The 21,876-nt window shown below is 70.6% G+C and carries 16 protein-coding genes; 7 read left to right on the top strand and 9 right to left on the bottom strand.

What is annotated here, in order from left to right:
- Nucleotides 1–2,757 (bottom strand): BTAD domain-containing putative transcriptional regulator (locus ABZ319_RS29210; protein WP_354989712.1); only part of this gene is annotated, 2,757 nt, incomplete at its 3' end.
- 133 nt (nucleotides 2,758–2,890) lie between these two features.
- On the opposite strand from ABZ319_RS29210, the gene ABZ319_RS29205 reads away from it, so the two are divergent.
- The 4 genes from ABZ319_RS29205 (at nucleotide 2,891) to ABZ319_RS29190 (ending at nucleotide 7,245) form a co-directional block, all read left to right on the top strand.
- Nucleotides 2,891–3,586, top strand: a complete 696-nt coding sequence (locus ABZ319_RS29205; RefSeq protein ID WP_354989711.1) for a hypothetical protein — start codon at nucleotides 2,891–2,893, stop codon at nucleotides 3,584–3,586.
- A 122-nt stretch (nucleotides 3,587–3,708) separates the two neighbouring features.
- Nucleotides 3,709–4,497, top strand: coding sequence for an RsiV family protein (locus ABZ319_RS29200; RefSeq protein WP_354989710.1), 789 nt, complete (start codon nucleotides 3,709–3,711; stop codon nucleotides 4,495–4,497).
- 270 nt (nucleotides 4,498–4,767) lie between these two features.
- Nucleotides 4,768–5,943, top strand: a complete 1,176-nt coding sequence (gene tuf, locus ABZ319_RS29195) for an elongation factor Tu (protein ID WP_354989709.1) — start codon at nucleotides 4,768–4,770, stop codon at nucleotides 5,941–5,943.
- A gap of 210 nt (nucleotides 5,944–6,153) precedes the next feature.
- Nucleotides 6,154–7,245: a DUF1152 domain-containing protein gene (locus ABZ319_RS29190; RefSeq protein WP_354989708.1), complete on the top strand. Its 1,092-nt coding sequence runs from the start codon at nucleotides 6,154–6,156 to the stop codon at nucleotides 7,243–7,245.
- Between the two features lie 9 nt (nucleotides 7,246–7,254).
- Here the strand turns inward: ABZ319_RS29190 and ABZ319_RS29185 are convergent, their stop codons facing one another.
- Together ABZ319_RS29185 and ABZ319_RS29180 are read right to left on the bottom strand one after the other, a co-directional pair.
- Complete coding sequence (locus ABZ319_RS29185; protein ID WP_354989707.1) at nucleotides 7,255–8,022, bottom strand: hypothetical protein; 768 nt, start codon at nucleotides 8,020–8,022, stop codon at nucleotides 7,255–7,257.
- The gene (locus ABZ319_RS29180) at nucleotides 8,019–8,885 is read right to left on the bottom strand and encodes an ATP-grasp domain-containing protein (protein ID WP_354989706.1); all 867 of its coding nucleotides are present in this window, start codon (nucleotides 8,883–8,885) and stop codon (nucleotides 8,019–8,021) included. Before ABZ319_RS29180 ends, ABZ319_RS29185 begins: the two co-directional genes overlap by 4 nt.
- A gap of 208 nt (nucleotides 8,886–9,093) precedes the next feature.
- On the opposite strand from ABZ319_RS29180, the gene ABZ319_RS29175 reads away from it, so the two are divergent.
- Nucleotides 9,094–10,242, top strand: a complete 1,149-nt coding sequence (locus tag ABZ319_RS29175; RefSeq protein WP_354989714.1) for an acyl-CoA dehydrogenase family protein — start codon at nucleotides 9,094–9,096, stop codon at nucleotides 10,240–10,242.
- Nucleotides 10,243–10,249: 7 nt separating this feature from the next.
- Here ABZ319_RS29175 and ABZ319_RS29170 read toward each other — a convergent pair whose 3' ends face one another.
- Entirely contained in the window at nucleotides 10,250–11,065 is an 816-nt protein-coding gene (locus tag ABZ319_RS29170; RefSeq protein ID WP_354989705.1) for an SDR family oxidoreductase, read from the bottom strand.
- 10 nt (nucleotides 11,066–11,075) lie between these two features.
- Nucleotides 11,076–11,294 (bottom strand): hypothetical protein, encoded by a 219-nt coding sequence (locus ABZ319_RS29165; RefSeq protein WP_354989704.1) that lies wholly within the window; start codon nucleotides 11,292–11,294, stop codon nucleotides 11,076–11,078.
- A 460-nt stretch (nucleotides 11,295–11,754) separates the two neighbouring features.
- Between ABZ319_RS29165 and ABZ319_RS29160 the strand changes: the two genes are divergently transcribed.
- Both ABZ319_RS29160 and ABZ319_RS29155 read left to right on the top strand, forming a co-directional pair.
- On the top strand, nucleotides 11,755–12,867 hold the full coding sequence (locus tag ABZ319_RS29160; RefSeq protein WP_354989703.1) for an AraC family transcriptional regulator: 1,113 nt from the start codon (nucleotides 11,755–11,757) through the stop codon (nucleotides 12,865–12,867).
- A gap of 150 nt (nucleotides 12,868–13,017) precedes the next feature.
- Complete coding sequence (locus tag ABZ319_RS29155) at nucleotides 13,018–14,358, top strand: AarF/ABC1/UbiB kinase family protein (protein WP_354989702.1); 1,341 nt, start codon at nucleotides 13,018–13,020, stop codon at nucleotides 14,356–14,358.
- 28 nt (nucleotides 14,359–14,386) lie between these two features.
- Here ABZ319_RS29155 and ABZ319_RS29150 read toward each other — a convergent pair whose 3' ends face one another.
- From ABZ319_RS29150 to ABZ319_RS29135, 4 genes are all read right to left on the bottom strand, one after another.
- On the bottom strand, nucleotides 14,387–15,961 hold the full coding sequence (locus ABZ319_RS29150; RefSeq protein ID WP_354989701.1) for an NAD(P)/FAD-dependent oxidoreductase: 1,575 nt from the start codon (nucleotides 15,959–15,961) through the stop codon (nucleotides 14,387–14,389).
- Nucleotides 15,958–18,534 carry an SDR family NAD(P)-dependent oxidoreductase gene (locus tag ABZ319_RS29145; protein ID WP_354989700.1) on the bottom strand — a complete coding sequence of 859 codons (2,577 nt, stop codon included), beginning with the start codon at nucleotides 18,532–18,534 and terminating at the stop codon, nucleotides 15,958–15,960. Before ABZ319_RS29145 ends, ABZ319_RS29150 begins: the two co-directional genes overlap by 4 nt.
- Before the next feature lie 30 nt (nucleotides 18,535–18,564).
- Nucleotides 18,565–20,187 (bottom strand): NAD(P)/FAD-dependent oxidoreductase, encoded by a 1,623-nt coding sequence (locus ABZ319_RS29140; RefSeq protein WP_354989699.1) that lies wholly within the window; start codon nucleotides 20,185–20,187, stop codon nucleotides 18,565–18,567.
- A gap of 130 nt (nucleotides 20,188–20,317) precedes the next feature.
- On the bottom strand, nucleotides 20,318–21,766 hold the full coding sequence (locus ABZ319_RS29135) for an AarF/ABC1/UbiB kinase family protein (protein ID WP_354989698.1): 1,449 nt from the start codon (nucleotides 21,764–21,766) through the stop codon (nucleotides 20,318–20,320).
- Nucleotides 21,767–21,876: the final 110 nt, after the last annotated feature.

Genomic DNA, 21,876 nt, shown 5'->3' with positions numbered 1-21,876 from the left:
GCCGCGCGCGGTGAGCGCGGCGGCGCGCAGGACCAGGGCCCGGGCGCGGTCCAGCGGATCGGCCGCGATGGCGAGGCGATCCAGCGCGTGGTCCGCCTCGGTCTCGGCCGCGCAGGTGCGCCCGGCCCGGAGCAGGATCTGGGCCAGCCGGGTGCGCGCCCAGCCCTCCCAGAGGCGGACGCCGTTGCACTGGGCCATGCGCACCGCCTGCTCGCCGAGCTCGAGCGCCCGCTCGTGATCGTCGCGCAGCGAATAGGTAGCTGCCAATTCGTGTGTGGCCCAGCAGAGTGCGAGATCGTTCGCCGAGTCGCGGGCGAGCGCGATGGCCCGATCCGCGACCGCGATCGTCTCCTCGTACCGGCCCGACTCGCACAGGGTGCGCAACGACAGAGCCAGGATCCACGCCTCCATGGATCGGTCGCCGAGCAGCCGGGTCAGCGCCATGGCCTCGAGGAAACGCCGGTGCGAGTCCGCGGTGTTGCCCAGCCTGCGGTCGGCGATGCCGAGCAGCAGCTCGGTGAGCACCTGCAGCCGGCGTCCCGCGTCGTCGACGGGCGGCGGAATGTCGCACAGGTACTGCCTGCTCGCCTCGACCTCGCCCAGCCCCACCTGCAGCAGTGCGCCGAGCGACACCCGCAGGCGGCGTACCGAACCGTGGCACTCATCGCGAACAGCGGTGCGCAGCAGGGCTTTCAACGCCTCGGCGAGTTCACGGGCACGGGTGCCCGCGTCGATGGTCTCGGCGGTGATCCACGCCAGATCGGCCGCCACCGCGACCACCGGACCGCCCAGGCGCGCGGCCTGGCGCAGCAGCGCGATGACCACCGGGCGTTCGATGTCGTTCCAGGACTGGCCATCCGAGCCGTTGGTGAACCGGCGCCCGGGCGCGACGGTCGGCACCAGCAGGCCGGAGATATTGCTGTAGTCGATCGCGCCGAGCAGGTTCTTGGCGCTGGCCAGATAGTGATCCAGCAGGCCCGCGAGCACCGCGTTCTCCTCGGCGCCGGGCTGGCGGCGCGCGAACAGGCGCAGCAGATCGTGATAGCGGTAGCGGCCGGGCGCGGTGGTCTCCAGCAGGCTCAGGTCCACGAGCGATTCGCAGATGTACTCGGCGCGGGTGACGCTCAGTCCCAGCACCGCCGCCGCGCCCGCCACCGGGAAGTCGGGCACGTCGGCCCGGGCGAGCGCGCGAAACGCCCCGGCCTGTTCGGGATTCAGACCCGCGTAGCCGAGCCGGAAGGCGGCCTCGACGGTGAGATCCCCGGTTCGCAGGACATCCAGGCGCTGGCTCTCGTCGGCCAGCCGGGCAGCCAGATCGGCGATGGTCCACCGCGGTCGCACCGCCAGCCGTGCCCCGACGATGCGCACCGCCAGCGGCAGGCACGCGCACTGCTCGATGACCGCGCGGGCCGCGTCCTGTTCCGCGCGTACGCGTTCCGCGCCCAGGATCCGCGTCAGCAGGGTCAGCGCCTCGCCGGGTTCGAGCACGTCCAGCCGGGTACGGCGGACCGCGGGCAGTTCGGTGAGCGTCGAGCGGCTGGTGATCAGAACCGCGGTGCCCGGGGTGCCCGGCAGCAGGTGCCGCACCTGCGCGCTGTCCCGGGCATTGTCGAGCACGAGCAGAACTCGCTTGTCGGACAGCATGGTTCGCAGCTGAGCGGCGCGATCCTCGACCCCGGAGGGTATCGCGCCCTCCGGGCCGCCGAGCGCGCGCAGGAACCCGCCCAGGGCGTCGCCGGGCGCGGTGGGCTCGTCGTCGACGCCGCGCAGATTGACATACAGCTGGCCGTCGGGGAATCGATCGCGCACCCGATGGGCCACGTGCAGCGCGAGGGTGGTCTTGCCGACCCCGCCCATACCGCCGACCGCGGAGATGACCACGGCACTGCCGTCGCTGACCAACTGCTCGGCGATCTCGGCGGTGAGCCGGGACCGGCCGGTGAAATCGGCGATGTCGGGCGGCAGTTGGGCGGGGGAGCGCAGCGGCGCGGGCCGCGCCACCGGCGGCAGTTCCGCGCGCAGGATGTGCGCGTGCACCGCGCTCAGTTCCGGGCCCGGCTCCACGCCGATGCCCTCCACCAGCGCCTGCCGGGCCCGGGCGTACTCCTCGAGCGCGTCGGCCTGGCGTTCGCAGTGGTAGAGGGCGGTCATCAGCAGCGCGCGAAAGCGTTCGCGCAGGGGGAATTCCTCGATGAGCGGGCCGAGTTCGGCGACCGCGTCGGCGCTGCGGCCGGTCGCGACGTCCAGGGCCAGGCGATCTTCGATGATGCTGAGCCGCCACTGTTCGAGCCGGGCGCGCTGGCGTTCGGCGAAGGGGCCGGGCAGTCCGCTCAGGGCCGGGCCCCGCCAGTGCGCGAGCGCGGCGACCAGGGTGTCGCGGGCCGCGGCGGGATCGTCCTCGCGCAGGCGCGCGGCCCGGGCGAGCAGCGCCTCGACCTCGTCGATGTCGGTGCCGCCCGGTGGTATCCGCAGGGCGTAGCCGTCGCCGATCGAGACCAGCAGGGCGGCGGGGCTCCGTGCGGCTCGCTCGGGTTCGAGTTCGCGGCGCAGTTTGGCGACGTGGGTGCGCAACGCGGGAACCGCGCGCGGTACGGGATCGGCGCCCCAGATGCCCTCGACCAGATCCGCGGCCGTGACGGCCTTGCCCGCGCGCAACAGCAACGCCGCGAGCACGGCACGCCGCTGCGGCGGGCCGAGATCCAGGGGCGTGTCCGCGCGCCACGCGCGAACCTCACCCAGTACCGAGAACTTCAGCAAACCGACCTCCCCGTTCGAGAGTGTAGAGGTGCGGTAGCCCCATTGATCCGGCGACTATTCCCCATTGATCGGGGCCTCCCATCATGGAATATCGGTCCGGCCACGGGGCCGTCATTGTCTCGGGGGAGGGCGAGTGTCACGGTGCCACAGCTTCGGTCGCGATCCGCGGTTCGGCGATTTCCGGCGCGACCCGGGCGTGATCGGGCCGGCGCCGCGGCGCGTCAGCCGGCTCACCGCCGCCGCGGATGACGCCATCCTGCCCGCACCCGCGCCGCTGGCCGCGCCGCTGGCCACCTTCGGCGAGTTGACCCGTGACTGGGACGCGCGCCGCCGGGCCGTGGCGGCCGGGCTCATCTTCGACGCCGAGCCGCCCGGCACCGGCCGGCTCGCCCTGGACTTCGGCGTCACCCGCGAGCGGATCCACCGCCTGCATATCCATCTCGAACAGCGGATGCGGCACTGGCTGTACACCGACGAGCGCTCCGGTCGCCCCTTCCTGGGTCATCTGCTCGCCCTGGAACAGCGGTTCGGCGCCATCGCCACCACCGCGGAGTTGCGGCGCTGGCACCCCGAGCACGAGCTGCCCAGCCCGGATCTGGGGGTGCCGCTGTGGCAGGTGATCGCGACCCTGCTGCCGCATCGGCGCTGGGTGCGGGACTGGCTGGTGGCCGGGGACCTCGACGATCTCGGGGACCGCACCCGGGCGGCGTGGCGGGCGTGCCGCCGGGCCGGGCTGAGCTGGACCGAGACCCTGGAACTGCTGCGTGAGATGGGGATCCGCCCGGAGATCGCACCCCGCTGGCTGGAGTACGTGGGCCGGGCCGGGTAGGCCGTTCGCAACCGGTGCGCGCGGGCGTGATTGGTCGTTCGTTGGCCGGCGCCAAGTCCGGGGCCGGACCCTGGAGGAACAGCACCGCCGGGTGGCGATGCTCCTGACAATGGGAGGGTTCCATGCGGATTCGGACCGCCACCGTCGCCGGTATCGCGGCGCTGGCACTGAGCCTGACGGCCTGCGAGGACGGCACGACCACCGTGCCGGTGACCACGGGTCCCGGGACGACGGCCACGACCTCGGCGACGACGGCCACCACGACCGTGACCACGCGGCCGGGCAGCAGCAAGCTCACGGCCGCGAGCGTCCGGGTCAACGGATCCGAGGGCCGGGTGAGCTACGACGTGCGAGTGCCGCAGCTCGAGCCCGGAACCGGGGCCGCGGCAGCGGAATTCAACGCGAGCATGCGGGAGCTCCTGCGGGGGTTCGTCTCCGGTCACCAGGTCGGCGACGAGGATCCCGCGGTGAGCATCACCGATCCGAACGGGCGCAGCGCCGTGGAGCACATCGGCGGGCGCGCGGTCAGCGGCCTGCTGTGGGTGAGCTTCGACGGCGGCGGAGCGCATCCGTGGTCCATGCTGGCCAGCCACGTCACCGACCTCCGGACCGGGGAGGCGATCGGGCTGGGCGATCTGTTCACCGACAGTCAGGCCGGACTCGACGTGCTCGCCGCACAGGCCGCAGAGCTGGGCCCGAAGACCCGGGCCGGGGACGCCTTCGACCCCCGCGGCGCGAGCGCGAGTTCGGAGAACTTCCAGGTCTGGACCGCGACCCCGGACGGCATGCGCATCTACTTCGAGCAGGGCTCGGTGGGCCCTTCGGCCATGGGCGTCGTCGACATCACCGTCCCGTGGTCCGAGCTCAGCGCGGTGCTCGCGCCCGGCATGCAGGACGTGCTCGCCGGCTGATTCTCCCGGCGACCGGTCGCGCGTCAGCGAAATTCGCTGGCGCGCGACCCTGTTCGTGGGGCACCCTGCTATCCATGTTCGCGCTCACCATCGCATTCCAGCCCGCAGTCGCGGGCGCGATGGTCGCTGCCCAGGTGATCTCCGCATTCGACGGCGCACGACGCTGACCTTCTCCGGGATGTCCCGGACCTCAGACGGGGAAGGTCGGCCCGTCGCTGAGGTCCGTGCGCTCCCGAGCGCGAAACACGCACTCCCCGAGAGGGAATCATCATGGTCAAGCAGGCCTACGTCCGCACCAAGCCGCATCTGAACATCGGCACCATGGGTCACGTCGATCACGGCAAGACCACCCTGACCGCCGCCATCACCAAGGTCCTCGCCGAGCAGGGCGGTGGCTCCTACGTCCCGTTCGATCGCATCGACCGGACGCCGGAGGAGATCGAGCGCGGCATCACCATCAACATCTCGCACGTCGAATACGAAACGGCCACTCGGCATTACGCGCACGTGGACATGCCCGGGCACGCCGACTTCGTGAAGAACATGATCACCGGGGCCGCCCAGCTGGACGGGGCGATCCTGGTGGTGTCGGCGCTGGACGGCATCATGCCGCAGACCGCCGAGCACGTGCTGCTGGCCCGGCAGGTCGGGGTCGAGCACATCGTGGTCGCGCTCAACAAGGCCGACGCCGGGGACGGCGAACTGCTGGAGCTCGTCGAGCTCGAGGTGCGGGAGCTGTTGTCCGCGCAGGGTTACGACGGTGACCGGACGCCGGTGGTGCCGGTATCGGGTCTGCGCGCGCTCGACGGCGACCCCGGGTGGTCGGCCGCGCTGCTGCGGCTGCTCGAGGCGGTGGACGAGTACATACCGCTGCCGGTGCGCTACACCGACGCGCCGTTCCTGATGCCGGTGGAGAACGTGCTCACCATCACCGGGCGCGGCACCGTCGTGACCGGCGCGGTCGAGCGCGGACGGGTTCGCATGGGCGACCGCGTCGCGGTGCTCGGCTACGGCGACGGCCTCGAATCCATTGTGACCGGGGTCGAAACCTTCGGCCGCACCATGGAATCGGCGGAGGCGGGCGACAACGTCGCGCTGCTGCTGCGCGGCGTGCAGCGCGGTCAGGTCCAGCGCGGTCAGGTGGTCGCGGCCGTGGGCAGCATCGCGGTGCACACCGTGTTCACCGCCCGCGTGCACCTGCTCACCGCGGCCCAGGGCGGGCGGCGCACGCCCATCGTGACCGGTTACCGGCCGCAGTTCTACCTGCGCACCGGTGACGTGGTCGGGGTTGTGGTGCTGCCCGAGGGCCGGGCCGTGCCCGGCGACACCGTCGAGGTGACGGTGACCCTGGGCCGGCCCGTTCCGCTGGAGCCCGGCCTCGGTTTCGCCGTCCGCGAGGGCAGCCGGACCGTCGCGGCCGGGACGGTGCTGACCGTGGACGGCTGACGCCGGCGGGCCACGATCGGAATCACCCGCCGCCCCGCTCCGAGCCCGCGCTCGGAGCGGGGCGGTCGGTCGTGCACCACGGGGTCGGGTTTCCACATGCCGCCCGGCCCTGCGTTTCTGCCGCGGCCCGGCGGCGTACGGCGGGTAGCATCGGGCCGCTGACCGGTTGGTTCACGACCTGATCGACAGAGGGGCAGGGGGGTTCAAACCATGGTGCGGGCTTTGGTGGTCGCCGCGGGCGGCGGGGGAGACGTGATATCCGCGGTGGTCGCGGGTCACCGCCTCGGCGTGGATGTCGCTGCGGTGCTGAGCTATTCGTGGGATCGCCTGATGCTCGACCCAGCGCCCGGACCCCGGACCCGGGCGGACTTCGTCGGCGGCGTCGAACCTGCGCCGGGGGTCTACGAGATTCTCGGGGGTTCGCGCCTGCGCAGCGGGGCGCGCCCGACGCTGCCCGCGGTGGCCGCGGTGGTCCGCGAGCGAGTGCTGCTGCTGGACCCGGTACGCGGCGCGGCCGGCCTCAGCACCCAGATCACCGCGGCGGCAAAGGAGTTGGCCGCCGATGAGGTGATCGTGGTCGACGTGGGCGGGGACATCCTGGCCACCGGCGGTGAGCGGGGACTGCGGACCCCGCTCGCGGATTCCCTGGCGCTGGCGGCGAGCGTGCGGTCCGGGCTGCCGGTGCGGCTGCTGGTGGCCGGGGTGGGGCTGGACGGAGAATTGAGCGGCAAGGAGCTGGCGGGGCGTCTCGCCGTGCTCGGCGCGGAATCGGTATTCACCTTCGCCGCGGGCGATTTCGACCGCGTGCGTGAGCTGTTCGTGTGGCACCCGTCCGAGGCGAACGGGCTGCTGGCCGCGGCGGCCGCGGGGATACGCGGGCGGGTCGAGACCCGCCAGGGCGACGGCATGGTGGTGCTGACCGACGCCGCGATCGTCGCCTACGAGTTCGACGCGAACCGCGTGCTGGCGGCGAGCCTGGCCGCGCACCTGGTCGGCACCGAGGATCTGGACGCGGTGGAGCGGGTCATCCGGATGCACCGCGGCAGCTCCGAGATCGACTACGAGCGCCAGCGCCTGGCCGAAGTATCCACCAGCGCCGCCTATTACGCGCACGATGACGCGCTGCGCACCATCGACCAGTACTCGGACCGCGCCGCTCGCGCCGGGGTGGACTACCTGACTCTGCGGCGGGTGGCCGAACTCGCCTACGCGATGGATCCGGTCAGCGGTGCGCGACTGCGCGCACTGCTGGCGGCGTCCCGGCCCGATCGCTACCTGCCCCCGCTGTACCGCACCCGGTAGGGGTTCGGTTCAGGGCGAGTGCGTTTCGACGAGCTCGGCCAGGGCTTCGGGTGGTCCGGGGACCGAACGCATGCCGGGGAAGGCGTTGACGTCGATGATGAGCGGCTCGCCGTCCACCTCGAGCACGTCCACGCCGTAGATCTGCAATCCGAAGACCTTGCCCACACTGCGCGCCAGCTCCGCCCAGGGATGCGGTTGCGGCTGCGGGATATCGGGTTGTCCCGCGCCGGAACCGAATTCGGAGGCCCGCAGCGCCGCGAAGACCCGGTCACCCACCACCCAGAGCTTGTGATCCCAGCCGGTGCCGGGCACGTAGTCCTGGATGATCACCGGTTCGCCCGCCCAGCGCGGAATCAGCTCGCTCAGTTCCCGCGGCGTGCTCACCCGGGTGACCAGGTCGTCGCGGCGGCTGTGCCTGCTCTTGATGACCAGGGGGGTGTCGAGGTGACCGTCGAAGCAGGACAGCGCGGTCAGCGCGACGGTACCGGCGAAGGGCAGATGGGCCTGGTCCGCGCGCAGCGCCATCTGCGTTCGGTCCTGGCAGAATTCGGTGGCCGCGGCGGAATTGAGCACCGGGATACCGCGCAGTTCCAGGGTGCGGGCCAGCGCGATGGCCGCGGGCGTGCGGGCCTTGAGCAGGTAGACATCGGCCGGGTCGGCCGGCGACAGCGCCGTGGGCGGCAGCTGTTCGATGTCGTGGCCGCGCTCGATGAGCAGGGCCGCGGTGCGGGACAGCAGCGGATGATCCGGCTTGGCGGTGATCAGGCCGACTCTCATGCGTGCGTGCCCACCGCCAGCGGTTCGGCGGGGTCCGGCGTGGTGATCAGGCGCAGGCGCGAACCGGCACGCGAGAGGTCGATGATCGCGCGGGCCACCCCGGCGACCGCGTCGGGCACCTCGCGGAAACTGGGAAAGTCGTTGATGTCCACCACCATCGGACCGTCGGGACCGTACACGACGTCCACCCCGTACAGATCGAGGCCGAACACCTCCCCGACCCGAATCGCGATCGATGTGATCTCGGCGTCCAGGGCCACCGGCCGGTCCGGCAGGCCGGGGGCGCCGGTGAGCGGTGAGGTGCGCTCGGTGCCGTACAGCCTGCCGTTCACGCAGTACACCTTCAGATCAACACCGGAATTGGGGACGTACGGCTGGGCGATGAGCATGCCCTCGGCCGGTCCGAGGGTGGTGAGCTGTTCGGGTCGCTCGATCAGGCGCACATCGCGACCCGAACTGCCGTCGGCCGGCTTGACCACCAACGGGTAACGGGCGGCGGGGATTCGGGCGAGATCCAGTGGCCGGGCCGCGGCCCAGGCGGGCGGCACCGGCAGCCCGGTGCGGGCAGCGAGCGCGGCCGCGTGCACCTTGTCGCGCACGCCGCGAATGGAGCGGGCGTCGTTCACCGTGGTCAGCCCGGCGGCGGCCGCGGCCTCGAGCAGGCCCAGGCCCGGGCCGCCGGACACGGTCTTGAGCACCCAGGCGTCGTGGTCGCCGCGATCGAGCAGGTCATCGAGTTCGAGCAGTTCCCCGCCGGGGCGAATGACGTCCACCCGGTGGCCCCACGCCTGCAACTGTCGAATCACGCTGCGCGGCATGCCGTCCCGGCGGTACTGCTCTTCCACCAGAAAACAAAAGCTCATTCGAGCCGCCATCTTGCTCCCACAGTTAAGCTCTGCCCGCCCCCGGGCGGTCCAGAATGATCGCCGATTGTTCACCAAGATCATCGGGTCTGCAACCGCGAGCGCAACACCTCTGCCGCAAGGGATCTCGGTGAAATCCCCGTCCGCCATCGTACTGTGGCCGCGATTGTCTGGCGGAGCAGCGACGACGCCCCCGACGATGGAGGGCATGGAACGCGGGCACTATGACGACGATCACCTGGCATTCGCCGAACTGGCGCGCGGCTTCGTGCGCAAACAGCTCGCGCCGCACTACCTCGAATGGGAGGACGCGGGCCTGGTCCCGCGCGAAATCTTCGCGCGCGCGGGCGAACTCGGCCTGCTCGGCTTCGCGGTTCCGCGCGAGTACGGCGGCCTCGGCACGGCCGACTTCCGGTTCAACCAGATCCTCATCGAGGAGTTCATGGCGGGCGATTGCGCGGGGGTCGGCCTCAATTTCGCGCTGCACAACGACATCTGCACCCCCTACCTGGCCGGGCTCACCACGCCCGAGCAACGCGAACGCTGGCTGCCCGGATTCGTGGCGGGCACGCTCATCGGCGCGATCGCCATGACCGAGCCCGGCGCCGGATCCGATGTCGCGGGCATCCGCACCGCCGCGGTCGATCGGGGCGATCACTTCGTCGTGAACGGGTCCAAGACCTTCATCACCAACGGCATCAACGGCGATCTGGTGATCACTGCCGTCCGTACGTCGCCCGAACGGCATCGCGGGCTGACCCTGCTGGTGCTCGAACGCGGCATGGCGGGTTTCGAGCGCGGCCGCAATCTCGACAAACTCGGCCTGCACTCGCAGGACACCGCCGAATTGCACTTCACCGACGTTGTCGTGCCCAAGACCAACGTGCTCGGTGAGCCCGGGCGCGGCTTCGAATACCTCATGCGCAATCTGCCTCAGGAGCGCATGCAGATCGCGGTGGCCTGTCTGGCACGGGCCCGCACCTGCCTGCGGCTGGCCATCGACTACGTCGGCGCGCGCACGGCGTTCGGGCAGACCATCGGCGGGTTCCAGAACACCAGGTTCACCCTGGCCGACGTGGCGACCGAGGTCGCGGTGTCCGAGGCGTTCATCGACAAATGCGTGCTCGAACTCGATGCCGGGCGGCTCACCCCGGCCGACGCCGCCAAGGCCAAACTGTGGGCCTCGGAAATGGAGTTCCGCTGTATCGACCGCTGCCAGCAGCTGTTCGGCGGCAACGGCTACATGCGCGAGTACCCCATCGCCCGCGCCGCCGCCGACGCCCGGGTCACCCGGGTGTACGGCGGCACCTCGGAGATCATGCGCGAAATCATCGGGCGCGACCTCGAACTCACCTAGCGGGTGATCAGCGCCGCAGGCCGTGCGCCGCGGCGATCAGGCGTTCCATGACCCCGCGCGGTAGCATCCGGCGCACCGCGAACATGAGCGGTGCGTTGCTGCCGACCGCGTAGAGCTGGTGCGGCCGATCCGCCTGCGCCGCCCGCACGATCGTGCGCGCCACCTGTTCGGGAGCGATGCCCGAGGCCTGCTTTTCGTCGAGCTTGGCCATGAACCGGGTGAAGTCGGCGGTGTGCGCGGACCCCTCGTTCAGGTATTTGGTGCGGCGCTCGCGTAGACCGGTGTCGATCTGGCCCGGTTCGACGGTGGTGATCCACACGCCGAAGGGTGACTCCTCGAAACGCGCGGAGGTCGCGAAGCCGCGCAGTGCGGCCTTGGTCGCCACGTAGGACGAGCGATAGGGCATGGGAAAGCTGCCGAGCATCGAGCCGACCATGATCACTCGGCCGTAACCGCGTTCGCGCATCCCGGGCAGCAGGGCCTGGGTGAGGGCGACCGCGCCGAAGACGTTGAGCTGGAAGAGTCGTTCGATGGCGTCGCCCGGCAGTTCGGCCAGCGGCCCGGCCTGGCTCTCGCCGGCATTGTTGACCAGGATGTCCACCGCGCCCAGGCCGGCGGTGAACTCGGCGATGGACGCGGCGTCGGTGAGGTCGAGCGCGCGGTAGTCCACCCCCGGCACCCGATCGGAGTCGGCGATCTTGTCCGGGGTGCGGCCGGTGCCGATCACCCTGTACCCCGCCGCCGCGAACGTCGCCGCGGTCGCCCTGCCGATTCCCGACGATGCGCCCGTGACGACGACGGTGCGGGTGTTGTTCGCGCTCATGCCGCCCACGCTAGCGGGCGCGGGTCTGATGCCACCAGGACCCGTGCGGCCGCGGCGGGGCCCGGTCCGGCCACGGTCGCGCGCTGGGTGACCGGTGGATCGATGCGATGTCCGGGCGCCGGGGCGCGGGCGGCGGCTCCGCGAGGGTCGAGCGGATTCCGAGCCACACTCCCACCCCGAAGGCCGGCACGACGAGAATGGGCACCAGCAGCAGCACAGGTGAACTCATCAGGCGGATCCCTCACGTAAATCACCGATCCAGCCGAACCGGATGCGAAATCCATCGCGCTCCGGCGGCCGCTGTTACGTGACGAATTGGCGTGTCGCGCAGTGTCGTTGCGGGTCGGAGATCAGGTGCGACCGGCCGATTCGGTCGCAATGGCATGAATGTCTACATTGCACGTGATGCCCGAATTGCAGTGAATGCGTATTTGCTTCGCATGCCTTCGGACCGATTGCCGCCGACCGGAATTCATCGTTCACCGCCGTAACGCCCACGCTCTCACGGGCTTACCGGGCAAACCTCGTGAACCCGATGAACTGGACAACTGTCTGAGTCAAAGAGGGGGTTCATGTGACAGCATGAAACACCTTTTGTGTAAGTTGGGCCACACCGGCCGCGGTGACTCGAGGGATTTCGCCGACGCTCCGGGCAGGTGTCGGTGTGAGTCGATGGGGACTACAGGTAGATGTTCGACTGGGATCTATTGCGCGGTACCACCGGTGTACTCGTCATGACGCAGCTCGCGCAGGAGCGCGGCGTGCCCGCGGCCGCGGTGCTGGCGGGAACGAGTCTGTCGCTCGAGGCGGTGCAGGACCCGGACCGGGAGATCACCGCTCGCGACGAGCTCACCGTGGTGCGGAATCTGCTCGGCCGCTGCGGCGGCGAGCCCGGGCTCGGGGTGGCGGCCGGGAGTCGCAACGCGATGTCGCTCTCGGGGTCGTGGGGGCTGGCGCTGCTGAGCAGCCGGACGCCGCGCGAAGCGGTCGGGGTGGCGGTGCGGTACGTCGGGCACACCTTCGCCTTCGGGCGGTTGCGCTTCTCCGAATCCGGTGGCGAGGCCCGGTTGGTACTCGATGATCAGGGCGTGCCCGAGGACGTCCGGCCCTTCCTGGCCGAACGGGCGATGACCGGCATGCAGATGATCGGCCGCGAACTGTTCGCCACCGACGTGCTCGCGCGCCGCATCGCTTTCCGGCGGACCGCACCCGCCGACATCGGCCGGTACCTCGCCGTGTTCGGCATCCAGCCGGTCTTCGGCGCGGCCGTGGACGAGATCGTCTTCGACAGCGCGTACCTGGACGCGCCGCTGCCGCAGGCCACCGAATGGGCGCGCAGCACATGCGAGAACCTGTGCCGCGCGCTGCTCGCGCGTCGCCAGGCCCGGGGCGGGGTGGCGGGGGCGGTTCGCGATCTGCTGGTTCGCGATCCGGGCGAGGTGCCCGATCAGGCCGCCGTCGCGACCGAACTGTTCATGAGCTCGCGCACCCTCTCGCGCCGGCTCAACGAGGAGGGCACCTCGTTCCGTGCACTGCTGGACGAGGTGCGCCAGCTGCTGTCCGAACAGCTGCTCGATCACACCGACATGACCACCGAACAGGTGGCCGCGCGCCTGGGATACGCGGAGGCGGCCTCGTTCATCCGCGCGTTCCGCCGCTGGCAGGGTGTGCCGCCGCAGGAGTACCGTGCCCGCGGGCCGCGGGCGAACGCCCGGGCCGAACTCGACGCGACGGCGCGGCGCACCCGGCCCGAACCCGAGTTCGCCGCCGCGCGCGAATGCCTCGACCCGGCAGCGTCCTAGTCGGCCTCCACGGGGTATCTGTCGGGTGCGTGGTGGGCGTCGGGATAGTCGTGACCAGCGCGGGATCACGCACCGGCACACTCTGACCTACACTGTCTGAGACAGCGCCGTGGGGTTGTGCGGCACTGCGCGGCAGGAAGGATCGGCAACGTGGCCGGACTCAGAAGAAAAGGCTTCACCCGGATGGCCAAGGTGGCGAGCATTCCCGCCACCCTGATGGCGCAGCGCGTCGCGGCCACCGGGCGGGGGCTGTTCGCCGGGGCGGAACGCGGCGGCATCACCGACGACATGCTCGACAGCGCGGCCACCCAGGTCTTCGCGGTGCTGGGCGAACTCAAGGGCGGGGCCATGAAACTGGGCCAGGCGCTCAGCGTGGCCGAGGCCGGGGTGCCACCGCGTTTCGCCGATCCGTTCCGCGAAGCGCTGACCCGGTTGCAGCAGGAAGCGCCGCCCATGCCGGTGGCGCACACCCATCGCATGCTGGATCTGCAGCTTGGGACGGGATGGCGTAAACGCTTCGCGCACTTCGAGGACGAGCCCATCGCCGCGGCCAGCATCGGCCAGGTGCACCGGGCCGTCTGGCACGACGGCCGCGAGGTCGCGGTGAAGGTGCAGTATCCCGAGGCCGAACAATCACTGCGCGCCGATCTGGAAATGCTGCACATGGTCTCGGGCGCGTTCACCACCCTGCTGGCCGGAACCAACGCCCGCCAGCTGATCGAGGAATTCCTGGAGCGCACCGAGGACGAGCTCGACTACCGGATCGAGGCCACCTACCAGCGCCGCTTCGCCCGCGAATTCGCCGGTGACCCACAGTTCTTCGTGCCGCGCGTGGTGGCCGCCGCGCCCAAGGTCCTCGTCTCGGAGTGGATGACCGGCACGCCGCTGTCCCGCATCATCGCCGCGGGCGAACGCGCGGACCGTGATCGGGCGGGCCTGCTGCTGGCCGAGTTCGCCTTGTGCTCGCCGTCGCGGGTCGGACTGCTGCACAGCGACCCGCATCCCGGCAACTTCCAACTGCGCCCGGACAATACGCTCGGGATCATCGATTTCGGCGCGTGCACCGAGATTCCGCACGGCATTCCACGCGCGGTGGGGCGGGTGGCCCGGGCCGCTCTGGCTCGGGACTACGACGCGCTCGAGGCGGTGCTGCGCGAGGAGGGCTTCGTCAAACCGGGCGCGCCCATCGAGATGGGCCCGCTGCGCAATCGCATCGAACCGCTGCTGGACCGGATCGAGGGCGGCAGTATTCACCTGTCCCGCAGCATGTTGCAGGAGGAAACCGCCCGGGCCCTGGCCCCGGAGAACATCTCCCTGGTGAACGCGCGGGCCGTGCGCGCCCCCGATGATCGGCCCGAGTACGCCATGCTGGGCCGGGTGCTCGGCGGCGTGGTGGGCATCTGCGCCCAGCTCGACGCACAGGGCCCGTTCATCACCCTCGCCGAGAAGTGGGTGCCGGGACTGGGCGACGCTCGGGAAGCCGCTTCCTGAGCGTCGCCGGGTGATCCGGTTCCCCGGGTCAGCGAACGGGTGCGGGAATCGTGGCTCCCGACCCGTTCGCGCCGGTCCGCACCGGCGACACGGTGCCGAACCGGTAGTCATCCAACGGGAAATGTCGATTCTCCCAATACATTTCGAGCTGAGTCGAGGGCCTGAACGCCGCTCCGTCGCCCTGATAGTTGATGTAGTACGTATTCGAACTCGCGCAGCCCTGGGAGAACAGGTGGGTGCGCTTGGCGCGCCGGTCCATGCGCTCGAAGTAGCGGTCGTGCGGCTCCTGGCGGACTTCCACGCAGGTGGCGCCGCGCCGGCGCGCCTCGCCGATGACCCGGGCCGCGTGCGCCGAGGTCGCCTCGATGAGCGGGATGTAGCTGCCCGGTGCGTAGGCGTAGGGCCCGACGATCAGGAAGGCGTTGGGGAACCTCGGTACCGAAACCCCCTGGTACGCCTGGAAACGATGGGCGTCCCAGAAGTCGCCCAGTTCGATCCCGCCGCGACCGTAGATCGGATACGGCGGCGTGTAGCCCTTCTCCATAACCTTGAAGCCGGTGGCCAGCACCACCATGTCGGCGTCCCGGGCCGTCCCGTCGGCGGTGATGATGCCGGTGGGGGTGAACCGCTCGATACCCGTGGTCACCAGGTCCACGTGCGGGCGGGTGAAGGCGCGGAAATAGCTGTTGGAGACCGACGGCCGTTTGCAGCCCAGCCGGTAGTCGGGGGTGAGCTTGCGGCGCAGCTCGGGATCGCGCACCTGCGCGAAAAGGTAGGCCCTGAGCGCGGTTTCGCCGATGGTCAGCCCGGCCCCGGTCACCCGCGGATAGTTCGAGACGGCCAGCCCCGCGCCCAGTCCGGCGTTCACGCCCACGTTGCCCACCGCGCGCACCGTCTTCTGCACCGGCGGGAAGTTCAACACCGCGTTCAGGACCGGGCCCATGGCGAAGTCGGGTTTGGGCGCGATCCAGATCGCCCGGCGCTGGTAGACCGTCAGCTGCGATACCGACTCGGCGAGTTCGGGAATCAGTTGCAGCGCACTGGCTCCGGTGCCGATCACCGCCACCCGCTTGCCGCACGGGTCGTAGTCGTGGTCCCAGCGCGAACTGTGCATGAGCTTGCCCGTGTACTCCTCGATGCCGGGGATGTCGGGCGTGCTCGGCTGTTCCAGCCCGCCCACGGCTCCGATGACGAAGCGGGCGGTGAGGACCGAGCCGTCCTCGAGGGTGACCCGCCACAGGTGGTCGGTCTCGTCGAAGACGCCCTTCGTGGCGCCCGCGCCCAGGCGCAGCTTGTTCCGCAGCCCCTGCGCGTCCACGACTTCCTCGGCGTAGCGCTGCAATTCGCTGCCCGGGGCGAACAATCGCGACCACTGCGATCGCTGCTGGAACGAGAAGTTGTAGATCGGTGACGGAATGTCCACGGCCACACCGGGATAGGTGTTGGCCAGCCACGTGCCGCCCACCTTCGGCCACTTGTCGATGATCAGGAAGTTCTCGACCCCGGCCCGGCGCAGGGCGACGCCGGCGCCGATGCCGCCGAGACCGGCGCCGATGATGATCACCTCGTAGGTGGGGGTGAGCGGGGAACCGGTGGTGTTCATGAGCGTGACCTCGTGTTTCGAGATTCGGAAGCGACTTCCGAGAGTTGACGCCGGCGCAGTTTTCCGGCGGTGGTGCGGGGGAGTTCGGGCACGAACACGATCTCGCGTGGCACCTTGTAGCCGGCCAGCGTGGATTTGACGTGCTGTTTCAGTTGCGCCGCGGTGACCTGTGCGCCGTTCTTGCGAACCACCACGGCCAGCAGTCGCTGCCCGAATTCGTCGTCGGGCACCCCGACCGCGCCCGCGTCGGCGACGCCCGCGTGCGCCAGCAGCGCCTCCTCGACCTCCTGCGGGAAGACGTTCTCCCCGCCGGACAGGATCATGTCGTCCGAGCGGCCGTCGATGAACAGCCTGCCCCGAGCGTCGAGGTGCCCCAGATCGCCCGTGTCCAGATACTTTCCGACCATGGGCTTGGACCTGCCGTCGCTGTAGCCGCGGAAGACGGTGGGGTTCTTGTTCAGTACCCGGCCGGTGACCCCGGCGGGCACCTCGCGGTCGAGCTCGTCGACGATCCGGATGTCGACGATCCCGGTGGGCGGCTTGCCGACCGTGCCCGGCGCGGCGCGCAGATCCGCGGGGGTGGCCACCGTCCCGGCGCCGGCCTCGGTGGAGGCGTAGCCGTTGAAGAGCACGTCGCCGAACTCGTCCATGAATTGTCCGGCCAGCCACGGCGGCAGCGGCGCCGCACCGCAGGACACCATCTGGAGGCTCTCGGTGTTGTAGTCCGCGCGAACCTCCGGTGGCAGATCCATCACCCGCTTCAGCATGGTCGGGACGACGCAAACGATGCGCGCGCTGTGCCGTTCCACATCGGCCAGCAGCTGTTCGGCGTCGAAGCGGTCGTGCACCACCGCCGTGGAACCCAGCAGCAGGGCCGCCAGCAGCGCGCCGAACCCGTAGGTGTGGTGCAGCGGCGGCGCGATGAGGATGGGACCGCCCAGGCGTGGAATCGGTTGCAGTTCGGCCAGGTCCGCCAGCGCGAGCACCATGCGCGGATGCAGGGCCGTCACCGGGGCCAGGATCGAGCGTGGGCCCAGCCGCCGGGGCGCGCCCTTGGGCACGCCGGTGGTGCCGCCGGTGAGCAGCACCAGGGAGCCGCCGCGGGCCGGTTCACGCACGGGCGCACCGCCTTCGGCGACCAGCTCGGCCACCGTCGGCAGTCCGCCCGCCGTGCCGCGCACCACCACCCGGTGCCCCCCGAACCCGGATTTCGCTATCTCGGCGTCGAATTCGGCGTCGTACAGCAGCAGATCCACGTGTTCACGGGCCAGCACCTCACCAATCTGAGGTCCGGCGAATCCATGGTTCAACGGCACCAGATCGGCGGAGAGCCGGGTCGCGGCGAAGGCGGCGATCACGAATCCGCGGTGATTGCGGCACAGCACCGCAACGCGATGCCCGCGCCGGATGTTCCAGCGGGCGCGCAGGGCCGCGGCCAGCCGCCGGACCTGACGATCCAGTTCCGCGGCGGTCAGTGCGCCGTCGTCGTCGATCACCGCGGCGCGATCGGGGAACCGCGCGGCGAAGGCGGCCGGCAGCGTCGCCGGTCCGGCGCCCCCGCGCAGTGCCAGCGCCACGTGCCCGATGCGGCTGGGCGGCACCAGGTTCAGGACTCCCGAGGCCGGGACGAATCCCGCGACGGTGACCGCGTCGTCCAGCAGCGTCGCCACTCGTTCCACTCGCTCGAGCGCACCGGCCCAGTCGGTCGGGCGGTTGCGCCGGCTGCCCGTGCGGGCGTACAGCGTCAGCGCTCGCTGGGCCAGATGCGAGCTGTCCATGGCGTACAGCAGCGGCGTGCCCGCCCGCTCCCACCACGGCCGGATTGCCAGGGGCCGGTCCACGATCGCCCGGCACACCAGGCTCGCGGCCTCCTCGGTGGACATGCTCGGGGTGTAGCGGTAGACCCGGAACGGGCCGAGCATGTCCGAGCGCACCAGGGGCAGATGCACCGCCGTGCTGGTGATCCCGTTGGCGCGCAATTCCGGTGCGGCCCCGCGCATCCAGGAGTTGAACGCCGACTTGCTCGCGATGTAGGCCGTCCAGCCCACAGCCGGGGTGTGCACGCCCGCGGTGCTGATGTTGACGATGTGCCCGCGCCGGCGTGCGCGCATCGCGGGCATCAGACTCAGCACCAGGCGCACCGGGCCCAGGTAGTTGATCCGCGCGGTGTCGTCGAAATTGTCCCAGCGGTCCTCGGATTCGGCGAGCCAGCGGTGAATCGACTTGCCCGCGTTGTTCACGAAGACATCGATGTGCCCGTGCTCGGCCAGCAACCGGGCGATGAGCGCGGCGCAGGCGTCGGTGTCCGAGAGATCGGCGGGGTAGGGGTGAATCGTTCCGGGACAGTCGGATACCTCCGCGCGCAGCTCCTCGAGCAGCGCCGCGCGCCGGGCGACGGCCAGCACCGTGGCGCCCTGGGCGGCGAGGCGGCGCGCGGTGGCACGGCCGACGCCCGACGACGCTCCGGTCACCAGGATCACCGTGCCCGCCACGGCCGGAGCCAGGCGGCGGTCGCTGATTCCGTAGCCGGCGGCGCCGAGCGCGATGCGGAGCGATTTCGGCAGTTCGATCATGGGCGCGACTTCCTTGTCGAGCGGCCCGCCTCAGGCGGGGGATTCGGTCTTCGCGCGGCGCCGGGGCCGGTCCCCGTTGGCCCGGGACGGCTGCGGTCGGGGCCGCAGGATGTCGAAGTGATAGTCGGCGAAGGGAAATCGCCGTGCACCGCGCCGGGCGCGGAAGAATCCGGTGGGCCGGATGTACGTGCTGTCGCCCTGGGAGTTGCGGTAGTAGGTCGGTACGTGCGCGTTGAGCTCGGCCAGATAGAAGCGCATGGCCTCGCTGTTGCGGTAGATCATGCGGTGATAGGCGTCGTGCGCGTGCTGCCGTACCGCCACGAACGTCGCGCCCCGGCGGCGGGTCTCGGAGATGGCCCGCACCGCGTGATCGGCGGTCATCTCCACGAAGGCGTGCCAGCTGCTGCCCGACCAGGAGTACGGCCCGACCAGGGTCCACCGGTTCGGCAGCCCGGGCAGCGCGACGCTCTCGTACGCCTGTAACCCGTGCTCGGTGTAGAACTTGCCCAGATCCACACCGTCCCGGCCGATCACCATGCCGGGGGTGTAGGTCTCGGGATCGGAGAAGACGTGATAGCCGGTGGCGAGCACCACCATGTCGAACTCGCGCTCCACCCCGTCCGCGGTGCGCAGACCGTGTGCGGTGAACGTCTCGATCCCGGTCGTCACCAGTTTCACGTTGTCGCGATTGAAGCTGAGCAGGTAGCCGGTATTGGCGGTGGGGCGCTTGGCGATCGGGCCGTAGTCCGGGGTCAGCGCGGCCCGGGTGGCCGGGTCGTGGACCATGAGCCGCAACAGGCCCCGGTACCCGGCTATGGCGGTTGCGTCCACGGCCCGCAGGGTCGGGCGCACCACGGCCATGGGCGCGTTGGACATGGTGCGCAGGGCCAGATCCACGCCGACCAGCACCGCCCCGTGGGCGGCGGCCTGCAATCCCGGGGTGCGCAGCGCGAGTTTGACCGCGGCCGGGATCCGCGGATTCGGCTTGGGCACACACCAGACCGGGGTGCGCTGGAAGACCGTGAGCGAATCCACCTGTCCCGCGATGGCCGGGGTGATCTGCACCGAGCTCGCGCCGGTGCCGATCACCGCTACCCGTTTGCCCGCGTGGTCGTAGTCCTCGTCCCAGTCCGAGGGCCGCTGGATCTTGCCCCGGTAGTCCGCGAGTCCCGGGATCCCGGGATCTGTTCTGGGACTGATGAAAGCACCGACCGCGCTCACCACGAAGCGTGCGGTGATCACCCCGCCGCCCTCGAGATGCAGGTTCCAGCGGTGTCGGTCCTCGTCCCATTCCTCGCTGGTCACCGCCGTGCCGAAGCGCAGGTGCGGGTAGAGCCCGAAGCGCCGGGCGACCTCCATGTGGTAGCGCTTCACCTCGGGGCCGGGCGCGAAAAGCCTGCTCCAGTCGGCGTTGCGGGCGAACGAGTACTGGTACGCGAGCGAGGGGATATCGACTTCCAGTCCGGGGTAATGGTTTTCGTGCCAGCTTCCACCTACCTCGTCGGACCGCTCGATGATCACGAAGTCGGCGATGCCGGCGCGCTTCAGCTTGACGCCCGCGGCGATGCCGCCCGGTCCGGCGCCGATGACCGCCACTTCGTGATCGGGCGGCGAATCGGCGGGCGGCGTGTGTGCGTTCGATGCTGTGACCACGGTGTCGAGCCTTCCGGGCGAGGGCGGGTGCCACTCCAGACTAGGACTGTCTGGGACAGTGATCAAGGGGTGTGCGGCAGCAGCCTCGGGCCCGGGCGGGCGTGGCTCGGAAAGGGGGGTCGAAGTCCGGCTACGCGCGCCGGCGCGAATCGCCGATCGTGCTGCGCCGCAATCGAACAGCGGCCAGATCGGTCGGCCCGCCGGTGCGGGCGCGGTGCCGCGCCATCACCTCGGTGAGCTCGGGCGACCAGCGCAGCACCTCGTCGCGGATGGGGCCCGACGCGCCGAGCTGGCTCACCAGACCGAACAGCGTCGTCACCGCGCGGCCGAAGGGAACGTAGTAGGCGGGCAGGTCGAGATGGCGGTTCACATTGTCCAGCCGCGGATTCAGCGCCACCAGCACGCGCGCTCGCAGCCACTCCCGGTCCACCCGGGCGCGCTCGCGCAGCAGCAGTTCGGCGTAGGCGCGCAATTGGTCGCCGAGCGCCACCGCGTCGAAAACGCTGTCCCGGCGGGCGAACCCGTGCCTGCGAATCGCCGCGTCCAATTCCGCGGGCCCGCCGTTGATCAGGGCGTCGCCGACCTCGAACACCATGGGCGCGAACTGCGGGGGCGGCCACGGCGTGCACGCCCCGAAATCGACCACGCCCAGTCTGCCGTCGGGCTGCACCCGGAAATTGCCCGGATGTGGATCGCCGTACAGCAATCCGGTGCGTTCGGGGGAGGACAGCACGAATCGAATCGCCAGCAGGCCCACGCGATCTCGTTCTGCCTGCGCGCCCATGTCGATCAGCCGCGTCAGCGGAACACCGTCCAGCCATTCGCTGACGATGACGTCCCCGCGCCGGGCCACCACGCGCGCCACCCGGAAGTCCGGGTCGCCGTCGAAGGCGAGGGCGAAGGCGCGCTGATTCTCGGCCTCCTGCGCGAAATCCAGTTCCGCGCGGATGCATTCGGCCAGTCGCTCGGTCATGGCGCGAATATCGGCGTTGGGGACGAACACCGCGAGCAGTGCGGACATGCGCCGCAGGTGCTCCAGGTCGCTGTGCACCGCCTCGCGCGCGCCCGGGTACATGAGCTTGACCGCCACCGGCCTGCCGTCGTGCCAGATCGCCCGATGCACCTGGCCGATGGTCGCGGACGCCGCTCTGCGGTCGTCGAATTCGCGGAAGTTCACGCGCCAGTCCGGCCCGAACGATTCCGTGAGCACGGCGTGCACCGTGCTCGGCAGCATCGCCGGTGTCGAATCGTGCAGGCGGCTCAGGGCGATGCGATACGGTTCGGCCAGCTCCAGCGGCAGCGCCAGCTCGTAGACGGCCAGCACCTGCCCGATCTTGGCGGCGAATCCCTTCAGTTCGCCGAGCACCTCGAACAGGTGCTGGGCGGTGCGCAGCCGGATCTCGCGATCCACCTCGGTCCGGGACCGGCCCAGCGCCTTCTTGCCGGCGCCCGCGGCCCGGCGACCGGCGAACGCGAGGGGGAGCGCGGCCAGCTTGGCGGAGCGAACGGCCGTGCGGGTGGGCGGATTACCGGCGAGGTCCCCGTTCCCTCGCCGTCCACCCGTGCGCCGAACACTCATGCGACCAACCCCTCGCGCGTAGTCTGATGCGCTGCGAGCAGTCTGCCAGAAAGTGAGACTGGCCGGTCCGTATCACCCGGCGGCGCGGCCGGAATCCCGGATCATGAGAT

The sequence above is a fragment of the Nocardia sp. NPDC005978 genome (assembly GCF_040614455.1).
GTDB lineage: Bacteria > Actinomycetota > Actinomycetes > Mycobacteriales > Mycobacteriaceae > Nocardia.
This window is presented reverse-complemented; position numbering and strand designations above follow the sequence as displayed.